A 9095-nucleotide genomic window follows, 5' to 3' on the forward strand; every position below is an offset into this window, starting at 1 on the left:
ACCGGGATTCCCGCGGCGGCCATATGCGCCTTGGCCTGGGCAATCGTGAAGGTGCCGAAGTGAAAGATCGAGGCCGCCAGCACCGCGCTTGCGCCGCCGATGGTCACGCCTTCGACCAGATGATCGAGCGTGCCGACGCCGCCCGAGGCGATCACCGGAATATCCACCGCATCCGAGATCGCGCGCGTCAACGGCAGGTTGAAGCCCGCCCGCGTGCCGTCGCGATCCATCGAGGTCAGCAGGATTTCCCCGGCGCCCTTGGCGGCCACGAGACGGGCAAATTCGACGGCGTCGATGCCGGTCGGCTTGCGCCCGCCATGGGTGAAGATCTCCCATTTTCCGGTGGCGACGGTCTTGGCGTCGATGGCCACGACGATACACTGGCTGCCGAATTGATCGGCGGCGCGCGCGACCACGTCCGGATCGGCCACGGCGGCGGAGTTGAAGCTTACCTTGTCGGCCCCGGCAAGCAGAAGAGCGCGCACATCCCTGGCGCTGCGCACGCCGCCGCCGACCGTCAGCGGGATATAGCATTGCTCGGCGGTGCGGCGCACGACGTCAAACATCGTGCCGCGGTTTTCATGGGTCGCGTGGATGTCGAGAAAGCAAAGCTCGTCGGCGCCCGCCGCATCATAGGCGCGGGCGGCATCCACCGGGTCGCCGGCATCCACCAGATCGACAAAGTTGACGCCTTTGACCACGCGGCCATCGGCCACGTCGAGGCAGGGTATGATGCGGGTTTTGAGCATATTGTCGCTGTTACAGTGATCTCACGCCGTTGTTTATGGGCAAATGTCGTTACATGCCAGAGGATAAGGCCGATAAGTTTTGAAAATGAGGGAGTTTACAATGAAGCGTTTTATTGCGGCTGTTGCGGTCTGTGTGGCGGGTCTTCCGGCCTTTGCCTCTAATGACGATATCGTAAAGGTCCGCTCGTCGGGGGATGTGGCCACGACGATGGACCGGCTTGAGGCGGCTGTGACCGGGGCAGGGGCGACGGTTTTTGCCCGCGTGGATCATGCGGCGGGTGCGGCCAAGGTTGATATGGAGCTGGCCCCGGCGCAGGTTCTGATTTTTGGTAACCCCAAGCTGGGCACGCCTGCAATTCAGGATAACGCGGTTGCGGGGCTGTTCCTGCCGCTCAAGGTGTTGGTCTATCAGGATGGCGCGGGCCAGACTTGGCTGGCCTATGAAGACCCCAAGGAGATGCTTGGCGATCTTGGCGGCATTTCCGAGGATGCGGGATATATCAAGACGATGACCGGCGCGCTTGGCAAGCTGACCGGCAAGGCGGCAAGCGAGTAAAGGTAACTCCCCCCGGCGTCGCCGGGGGAACATCCGCTAGCGCAGGGCGGCAAGCGCCTGTTTTAGGTCAATGGCGCCGTCATAAAGCGCGCGCCCCGAGATCGCCCCGTCAAGCGGCGCGCCGCAATTCTTGAGGGCAATCAGGTCGTCAAGCGAGCTGACGCCGCCGCTGGCGATGACGGGGATCGAGACCGCATGGGCAAGCTCTGCGGTGGCCTCGATATTGGGGCCTTTCATGGCGCCGTCACGGTTGATGTCGGTATAAATGATCGCGGCCACGCCTGCATCTTCGAAGGATTTAGCAAGATCGGTGACCATCACATCGGTTTCGGTCGCCCAGCCCTTGGTGGCGACGCGGCCGTTGCGCGCATCAATGCCAACCGCGACCTGACCCGGAAAGGCGCGTGCCGCCTCGCGCACAAGGGCCGGGTTTTCCACCGCCACCGTGCCAAGGATCACGCGCGCCAGCCCCTTGGAGAGCCAGCGTTCGATCGTGGCCATGTCACGGATGCCACCGCCAAGCTGGGCGGGCACGCCACACCGTTCAAGGATCGCCTCGACCGGGGCCGCATTGACCGGCTCGCCCGCGAAGGCGCCATTCAGATCGACCAGGTGAAGCCACTCGCAGCCGGCGTTCACGAACTCCAGCGCCTGTGCGGCGGGATCGTCGTTGAACACCGTGGCCTGATCCATCTCACCCTTCACAAGGCGCACGGCGTTGCCGTCTTTGAGGTCAATCGCGGGGTAAAGAATCATGATTTCGGCTTTCTGTCGTAACGTCATGGCCTTTTGCACAGGCCAAACCCGAAATGCAATGTGGACAGGGTCAGGGGGTAAGGCAATTGTAAGGTTACTGGGGCAAAGCCCCTTCAGAAATATCCCGGAGGATTGCAAAGATGAAGAAAGTCGTACTCACCATGGCCACGATCATGTTCAGCGCGGGCATGGCCGTCGCAGATCCGCTTGAGGGCACATGGCGCACCGCGCCCGACGATCACGGCGATACCGGTCTGATCGAGGTTGCGCCCTGTGGCGATGCCTTGTGTGGAAAGCTGGTGAAATCCTTCGATTCGACAGGTAAGGAAAAGCCGAGCACCATGATCGGCCGCAACATCATCTCCGAGACCCAGAACAAGGGCGGCGGCACCTACAAGGGCAAGATCTATGCGCCCGACCGCGACAAGACCTATAGCTCCAAGTTGCGGCTCACGGGCGATATGCTTGACGTAAGTGGCTGTGTATTCGGGATCTGCCGCAACGGCGGGACCTGGAAAAAAGTTCAGTAATCCCGCGCTATCGACAGGGGCGGCCCGGTTTTTTCCGGACCGCTTTTGCGCTAGGATGTCGGCATGACCGATCAGAACCTGCCATCCGCGCCCGAACCCTTGGGCATTTTGGAAGCCGCGCTTTATGTCGCGGATCTTGATGCGGCCGAGCGGTTCTATGGTGATGTCCTGGGACTGGAACGGATCGTGCGGGTCGCAGATCGGCACGTGTTTTACCGCGTGGGTGCGGGCGTGCTTTTGATTTTCAACCCGATGGAAACCTGCAAGCCATCGGGCAACCCCGACCTGCCGGTGCCAGCGCATGGGACGCTTGGGCCGGGGCATTTCTGTTTCGCTGTCGATCGAGCCGCACTCGACACATGGCGCGCGCGGCTGGTGGCGGCTGGTGTTGAGATCGAGGCCGATTTTCAATGGCCGAACGGCGCGCGCTCGATCTATTTCCGTGATCCGGCGAAGAATTCCATTGAAATGGCCGAACCGCGCCTCTGGGAGAAATAGGCGCTCAGGGTTTCCAGTTCAGGAAATTCGCAATCATCCGCAGGCCGGTATCCTGGCTTTTCTCGGGGTGAAACTGGGTGCCGACGATGGTGTCGCGCCCGACCACGGCGGTGATCGGCCCGCCATAATCGGCATGCGCCAAAAGATGCGCCGGATCGTCCACGCGGAAATGATAGGAATGCACGAAATAGGCGTGATCGCCGGTCTTGATGCCGTCAAATATCGGATGCGGATGGTCGATCACCAGATCGTTCCACCCCATGTGCGGCACCTTCAGGGAGTCGTCGGCAGGCGCAATATGCTCGACCGTGCCGCCGATCCAGTCAAAGCCGGGGGTTTCCTGATACTCAAGCCCGCGCGTGGCCAGCATCTGCATGCCGATGCAGATCCCCATGAAGGGGCGGCCCTTGGCGATCACGGCCTCTTCGATTGCCTCGAACACGCCGCGATGGTCAAACAGCTCTTTGCGACAGGCCGGAAACGCCCCGTCACCGGGCAGTACCACGCGCGCCGCCTTGCGGATCACGTCGGGGTCCGAGGTGACAAGCACGCTGCCTGCACCGGTTTCAGAGGCCATCCGCTGGAACGCCTTTTCGGCGGAATGCAGGTTGCCGGATTCGTAATCGACGATGACTGTTGTCATGGCTCAGAGCGCGCCTTTGGTCGAGGGAATCGCGTTTGCGGTGCGTGGATCGGTTTCAACCGCCTCGCGCAGGGCGCGGGCGACCGATTTGAACGCGGCCTCGGCCATGTGGTGGCTGTTGATCCCGTGCAGGGCGTCGACATGAAGGGTGACGCCGCCATGGGTGCTGAATGCCTGAAAGAATTCGCGCACCAACTCGGTGTCAAAGGTGCCGATCTTGGGCGTGGGCAGCGTTATGTTCCAGATCAGGAACGGGCGCCCAGACAAATCAAGCGCCGTGCGTACGAGCGCATCATCCATCGGCAACAGGCAGGCACCATAGCGGCGGATACCCTTCTTGTCGCCAATTGCATGGCTCAGGGCCTGGCCAAGGGCAATGCCGACATCCTCGACCGTGTGGTGATCGTCGATATGAAGATCGCCCTCACAGCGGATTTTCATGTCAATCAGCGAGTGGCGCGCCAGCTGATCCAGCATGTGATCGAAAAAGCCAACCCCGGTCTGGTTGTCATAGGAACCGGTGCCATCAAGGTCGATGTGAACAGTGATATTGGTCTCGGCCGTTTTCCTGGTGATCTGGGCGCTGCGCATGGGGCCTCCGCTGGTTGCTGGGGCGGTGTATAATCCGCGCAGGGCTGCGCGCCAAGTCCCAAGCGGCAATGCCGGGTAAAGCCGGGGCGGGCGTTGCCCAAAAGCCCCCGAAGGCCCAGGGGGGCAGATGGGGCATTTGGCGCGCAGGGCTGTAGGGCTTGATCCGGACGGCTCGCCTTATTGTCAGCATGCAGGTGAAAAGCGGGCACCATGACCGCGCAAGTCGTGAAACACCGCAGTCTTGATGCCGTAGGTGCAATGATCCGAAGCCGTGGCCATACCGGCGTCGGCAGACCCCTGCTTGGGTCCGGTGCATCCAATTTTTGGGAAAATTGGAGCGGGCGAAGAGATTCGAACTCTCGACATCAACCTTGGCAAGGTTGCGCTCTACCCCTGAGCTACGCCCGCTTCCTTGGGTGAGGCGTGATTTATAAATTATGGCGCTGAACCGCAAGAGGAAAAGCACGCCTCTGGCCGATTTTTTTCACAAAAGCCAAACAGCGGTCCCTGTGACCCGGGCAAGAGCGGCTTTGCCCATGCTATGCCGGGCATCCGGCACGGCACGCGCCGCCGCGCAGCGCCCCGAAACATGCAAATTCAAAAACCCCCGGCGCCCTGGGGAGAGGTAAGGCGCCGGGAGAGGGACGCAGGCCCGTTTACAGGGCGCCGCGCGAGAGTTCGCCCGCAATATGATCGGCCTGCCGGATGGCAAGCGCCACGATGGTCAGGGTCGGATTTTCCGCCGCCCCGGTGGTGAATTGCGAGCCGTCCGAGATGAACAGGTTCTCGATGTCATGGGTCCGGCCATTGCGGTTGACCACGCCGTCACGCGGGTTCTCGGACATCCGGTTGGTGCCAAGGTTATGCGTCGACGGGTAGGGCGGTGTCGGAAAGCTCCGGGTGGCGCCCACGGCATCATAGATCGCCATGCCCTGCTTGTAGGCGTGATCGCGCATCGCCCGGTCGTTGGGGTGATCGGAGTAATGCACATTCGCGACCGGCATGCCGAACTGATCCTTGACGTCATGGTTCAGGGTCACGCGGTTGGTTTCCTGCGGCATATCCTCGCCGACGATCCACATCCCGGCCATGTTTTCATACGAATCAAGCGCGGTGGTGAATTCGCGCCCCCAGCCGCCCGGATCAAGGAAGGCCGCCATGAACGGCAGGCCAAGCGAGAGGGTCTCAAGCTCATACCCGCCGACAAAGCCGCGCGAGGTGTCGTGGCGGGCCTCGTCCTGGATGATCCCGGCCATGGTCGTGCCGCGCCACATCTTCACCGGCTTGTCGAACACCCCGTAAACCGAGCCGGTCATGTGCCGCATATAGTTGCGCCCCACCTGTCCCGAGCTATTGGCAAGCCCGTCGGGATACATCTCGGTGGCGGAGTTGAGCAAGAGTCGCGGGCTTTCGAAGGAATTGCCGGCCACGCAGACGGCACGCGCCATCTGTTTGTGCTCGGTGCCTTTCTCGTCGATATAGATCACGGCATTGACGCGGCCATCAGGCCCGTGCTCGATCCGCTGCACATGCGCCTTTTCGCGCACCTCAAGGTTGCCGGTCGCCTCGCCGCGCGGGATGTCGGTATAGGCGGCGGACCATTTGGCGCCCCATTTGCAGCCCTGAAAGCAGAATCCGGTCTGTTGACAGGCCATGCGACCGTCATTTTCTTCGCTGTTGATCGCCATGCGGCCGGTATGGACTTCTTCGTAACCAAGCGTCTTGGCACCGGCCTCGAACACCTTGTAGTTGTTGCATCCCGGCAGGCCCGGAATGCCATTGGTGCGCGTCACGCCAAGCTTTTTCTCGGCGAGATCGTACCAAGGGGCCATTTCCGCGCCGTCAATTGGCCAGTCCAGCAGGTTCGCGCCCTGTACCGGGCCATAGGTGGACGCGGCCTTCCATTCGTGGTCCTGAAAGCGCAGCGATGCGCCCGCCCAATGGGTGGTGGTGCCGCCGACCGCCTTGACGATCCAGGCGGGCAGGCCGGAAAAATCCTTTGCCACGCGCCAGTCGCCGGATGTGGTGCGCGCATCAAGCCAGGCCAGCTGGCCAAAGCTTTCCCACTCGTCGTTGATATAATCCTCGGGCAGGTAACGCCCGCCCGCTTCCAATGCCACAACGCTTACGCCGCGTTGGGCCAGTTCGTTCGACAGGACGCCGCCGCCGGCGCCGGTGCCGATAACAACGATCACAGAATCGTCGTTCAGATCAAAAGGTGCAGCCATAGTGAATCCTCCTCGGTTGGCTATGGCTCAAAGCCAGTTGATGTCGTCAAAACCACGGTTGATGTAACCGCCCTTGGAAAAGGACTCGCCCTCATAGCCAAACAGCGGCCAGACCGCTTTCTGGTTGTAAAGGCCGGTCACCAGACCGCCGCGCACCTGTTGGAAAAAGGCGCTGTCCTCCATGGCGCGCAGGATATCGACGCGGTCGCGTTCCCATCCGATCGACAGGTAATCGGCAAAGCCCTTGCCTGCCGCCGCCGCATTGAGTGCGGCGATGCCCGCCTCAACCGCCGGGGCGGACTCGGCGCTGTCATAGCCTTTGACGGCAATGGCGTAATATTCGTCCGCCACATGGTCATGCGGATAGATATCGCGCGCCATCTGGATCAGCGTCGCCATGGTTTCGGGTTTGAGCGCGGTGGTCTCAAGCGCCCAGGCGGCATCGGTGCCGGCGACAAAGCCCGCACCGACAACGAATGTGGTCCCTGCGGCAACGGCGCGCGACAACAGCTCGCGCCGCGTCATCCCTTTTCGGGTTTTCACGTCAGTCATTGGTTCTCCTCCCAATTGGTCAAAACAGGCGCAATCGCGCCCGCGCTTTATTTGAAACGCCCGCCTCGCTCGAGCACCTCGATTTCATAGCCATCCGGGTCGGCGACAAAAAAGAACTTGCCGACAAGTTTGCCGTCGGGCGCGAATTCCACGATTTTGCGCGGCTCAAGGCCCGCTTCGACAAAGCGGGCATGCTCGCTTGCCAGATCCTCGACCAGAACGGCGAGATGGCCATAGCCATCGCCAAGGTCATAAGGTTCTGTGCGGCCCTTGTTGACGGTCAGTTCGACCTCGAACGCGCTTTCGGGATTGGACATGTAGACGAGGGTGAATTTCTCGAAATCAAGCCGGTCCGCCACCTCAAGCCCAAAGGCCCTGCGGTAAAACTCGACCGATCGCGCCTCGTCCAGGACGCGGATCATGCTGTGAATGGCTTTGGCCATTTTCCCTCCGGATCAGTTTGTTTGGTCCGGAAATGTTACCAAGGCTCGCGGTGGGCAGGTAGTAAACCGCTACTACATGCCCGCGCGGTTATTCCGCTGCGATCTGGCGGCTGTCGTCGTCAAGTCCGGTTTCGCGGTGGATCAGACAGGTACAGCGCAACAGCGAGGTAAAGTTTTGCGGCTCACCGCGCAATTCAAGCACCTCGGAGTGAAGTTTTGACACAAACGCCGGGGTCGATAACCCCTCATTTAAGGCGATTTCATCAAGAATGCCCCAGAAAGAGTTTTCCAGCCGGATGCTGGTACTTTGACCGTTAAGGCGCATCCGGCGGGTTTCAAGGGCATAGCGGTCCGGGTCCTGCCCGGCAAATATTCGGCACATGATTGGTTCCTCCCTCATCCGCCGGGCGGCTTGCGCAGCGCGGCGGATCTCAGTCCATGACCCATCATTGCCGATTTTTTCGCAAGGGGGAAGCCCGTGACACGGGGTAGACAGGGGGGCAGGCACGGGGCCGGGGTGCGAGCAGGTTGCGCGTACCGGCCAGAGGTTCCGGCGCAAAACGCCAACCGCCTTCTGTCAGCCGTATACCTCGGGCGTCTGCGGGGGCAGTGTGAAATCCTCGGTGTGCACGATCACCCCGTCACCATGTAGCAGCAGGATACCATAGGCGCCCGGCTCGTCGATCGACAGGCTCGAGTCCTGAAACCCAAGCGCCATCGGCATCTGGTGGCAGGGGCTCTTGAAGACGCTGACCGGGATACCGCCCGCCGCACCCTGGATCGTGCGGTGGATGTGGCCGCTGACGATCTGTGCCACGCCGCCATGTGCCACCAGCCGTTCGATCAACTCGCTACGATTGTGAAGCCCGATCCAGTCCATGCCGGAAAACCCGGTGATCATCGGCGGATGATGGGTAAAGACCACCACCCGGCGCTTGCCTGCCGTGGCCAATGCGTGGTCCAGCCAGTCAAGGCGATGGGCACAGAGGTGCCCCGAATGGGTGTCATCAGCCTCTTCGTCAAGCGTGTCGAGCAGGATCAGGCGATAATCGCCGATATCGTGGTGCTGCTGTACAAAGCCCGCATCGGTGACCGGGACCTGCGGGAATTCCGCAAGGAACGGCCCGCGCCGGTCATGATTGCCAAGCATCAGATCTACCGGCAGGGGGCAACCCTCAAGCGCCTGTTTCAGGCGGGCGTATTCCGTGGGGGCGGCGTTATGGGCAAGATCGCCGCACAGCACGATCCGCTCGGCATCGGGGTGCCGTTCAAGCGCATGGGCAAGCCCTTGGGTGAAGCGCGCGAAAGGGTCGAGCCCGATGATCGTCTCGCCTTCGGGCAGGATGTGGATATCGGTGAAAACCAGAATTTTATGCATCTGTCGCGTGCCCCCCGGACCAAAGCAAAGACGCGCGAACCATCTTCGGATTCGCGCGTCTTGAAAAGGCTCAATCGTGGTGCGCGACCCCGCGCTATTCGAATTCGACGAGCAGATCCTTGGCGTCGATCTGACCGCCGGGCGTGACATGTACGGCCTTGATGGTCGCGT

Annotated in this window: 12 protein-coding genes and 1 tRNA gene; 3 read left to right on the forward strand and 10 right to left on the reverse strand. The window is 61.4% G+C overall.

The window, feature by feature from the left end:
• The coding region (gene hisF, locus QZ522_RS15230) for an imidazole glycerol phosphate synthase subunit HisF (RefSeq protein WP_294613423.1) at positions 1–749 on the reverse strand (749 nt) is incomplete at its 3' end.
• Positions 750–849: 100 nt separating this feature from the next.
• Between hisF and QZ522_RS15235 the strand changes: the two genes are divergently transcribed.
• On the forward strand, positions 850–1305 hold the full coding sequence (locus QZ522_RS15235) for a DUF302 domain-containing protein (RefSeq protein ID WP_294613426.1): 456 nt from the start codon (positions 850–852) through the stop codon (positions 1303–1305).
• 36 nt (positions 1306–1341) lie between these two features.
• On the opposite strand, the gene hisA is transcribed toward QZ522_RS15235, so the two are convergent.
• Entirely contained in the window at positions 1342–2061 is a 720-nt protein-coding gene (hisA, locus tag QZ522_RS15240; RefSeq protein WP_294613430.1) for a 1-(5-phosphoribosyl)-5-[(5-phosphoribosylamino)methylideneamino]imidazole-4-carboxamide isomerase, read from the reverse strand.
• Between the two features lie 140 nt (positions 2062–2201).
• Between hisA and QZ522_RS15245 the strand changes: the two genes are divergently transcribed.
• Both QZ522_RS15245 and QZ522_RS15250 read left to right on the forward strand, forming a co-directional pair.
• Positions 2202–2591, forward strand: coding sequence for a DUF2147 domain-containing protein (locus QZ522_RS15245; protein ID WP_294613435.1), 390 nt, complete (start codon positions 2202–2204; stop codon positions 2589–2591).
• 63 nt (positions 2592–2654) lie between these two features.
• Positions 2655–3089, forward strand: a complete 435-nt coding sequence (locus QZ522_RS15250; RefSeq protein ID WP_294613437.1) for a VOC family protein — start codon at positions 2655–2657, stop codon at positions 3087–3089.
• 4 nt (positions 3090–3093) lie between these two features.
• Here the strand turns inward: QZ522_RS15250 and hisH are convergent, their stop codons facing one another.
• From hisH to QZ522_RS15290, 8 genes are all read right to left on the reverse strand, one after another.
• A complete protein-coding gene (gene hisH / locus QZ522_RS15255; RefSeq protein WP_294613440.1) occupies positions 3094–3732 on the reverse strand; it encodes an imidazole glycerol phosphate synthase subunit HisH in 639 nt (212 codons plus the stop codon).
• A gap of 3 nt (positions 3733–3735) precedes the next feature.
• Positions 3736–4323 carry an imidazoleglycerol-phosphate dehydratase HisB gene (gene hisB / locus QZ522_RS15260; protein ID WP_294613443.1) on the reverse strand — a complete coding sequence of 196 codons (588 nt, stop codon included), beginning with the start codon at positions 4321–4323 and terminating at the stop codon, positions 3736–3738.
• Between the two features lie 333 nt (positions 4324–4656).
• Positions 4657–4731 (reverse strand) — tRNA-Gly (locus QZ522_RS15265).
• A gap of 248 nt (positions 4732–4979) precedes the next feature.
• The gene (locus tag QZ522_RS15270; protein WP_294613447.1) at positions 4980–6551 is read right to left on the reverse strand and encodes a GMC family oxidoreductase; all 1572 of its coding nucleotides are present in this window, start codon (positions 6549–6551) and stop codon (positions 4980–4982) included.
• Between the two features lie 27 nt (positions 6552–6578).
• On the reverse strand, positions 6579–7103 hold the full coding sequence (locus QZ522_RS15275) for a Twin-arginine translocation pathway signal (RefSeq protein ID WP_294613449.1): 525 nt from the start codon (positions 7101–7103) through the stop codon (positions 6579–6581).
• Between the two features lie 47 nt (positions 7104–7150).
• Positions 7151–7546 carry a VOC family protein gene (locus QZ522_RS15280; RefSeq protein WP_294613451.1) on the reverse strand — a complete coding sequence of 132 codons (396 nt, stop codon included), beginning with the start codon at positions 7544–7546 and terminating at the stop codon, positions 7151–7153.
• Between the two features lie 88 nt (positions 7547–7634).
• Positions 7635–7928, reverse strand: a complete 294-nt coding sequence (locus QZ522_RS15285; protein WP_294613454.1) for a ribbon-helix-helix domain-containing protein — start codon at positions 7926–7928, stop codon at positions 7635–7637.
• Between the two features lie 195 nt (positions 7929–8123).
• Positions 8124–8924: a phosphodiesterase gene (locus QZ522_RS15290; protein ID WP_294613457.1), complete on the reverse strand. Its 801-nt coding sequence runs from the start codon at positions 8922–8924 to the stop codon at positions 8124–8126.
• Between the last annotated feature and the right edge of the window lie 171 nt (positions 8925–9095).

Source organism: uncultured Roseovarius sp. (genome assembly GCF_913054395.1).
Lineage (GTDB): Bacteria > Pseudomonadota > Alphaproteobacteria > Rhodobacterales > Rhodobacteraceae > Roseovarius.

Coding starts and splice junctions, on each gene's coding strand:
- QZ522_RS15235 (WP_294613426.1), top strand. CDS start 850: ATGAAGCGTTTTATTGCGGCTGTTGCGGTCTGTGTGGCGGGTCTTCCG.
- hisA (WP_294613430.1), bottom strand. CDS start 2,061: ATGATTCTTTACCCCGCGATTGACCTCAAAGACGGCAACGCCGTGCGC.
- QZ522_RS15245 (WP_294613435.1), top strand. CDS start 2,202: ATGAAGAAAGTCGTACTCACCATGGCCACGATCATGTTCAGCGCGGGC.
- QZ522_RS15250 (WP_294613437.1), top strand. CDS start 2,655: ATGACCGATCAGAACCTGCCATCCGCGCCCGAACCCTTGGGCATTTTG.
- hisH (WP_294613440.1), bottom strand. CDS start 3,732: ATGACAACAGTCATCGTCGATTACGAATCCGGCAACCTGCATTCCGCC.
- hisB (WP_294613443.1), bottom strand. CDS start 4,323: ATGCGCAGCGCCCAGATCACCAGGAAAACGGCCGAGACCAATATCACT.
- QZ522_RS15270 (WP_294613447.1), bottom strand. CDS start 6,551: ATGGCTGCACCTTTTGATCTGAACGACGATTCTGTGATCGTTGTTATC.
- QZ522_RS15275 (WP_294613449.1), bottom strand. CDS start 7,103: ATGACTGACGTGAAAACCCGAAAAGGGATGACGCGGCGCGAGCTGTTG.
- QZ522_RS15280 (WP_294613451.1), bottom strand. CDS start 7,546: ATGGCCAAAGCCATTCACAGCATGATCCGCGTCCTGGACGAGGCGCGA.
- QZ522_RS15285 (WP_294613454.1), bottom strand. CDS start 7,928: ATGTGCCGAATATTTGCCGGGCAGGACCCGGACCGCTATGCCCTTGAA.
- QZ522_RS15290 (WP_294613457.1), bottom strand. CDS start 8,924: ATGCATAAAATTCTGGTTTTCACCGATATCCACATCCTGCCCGAAGGC.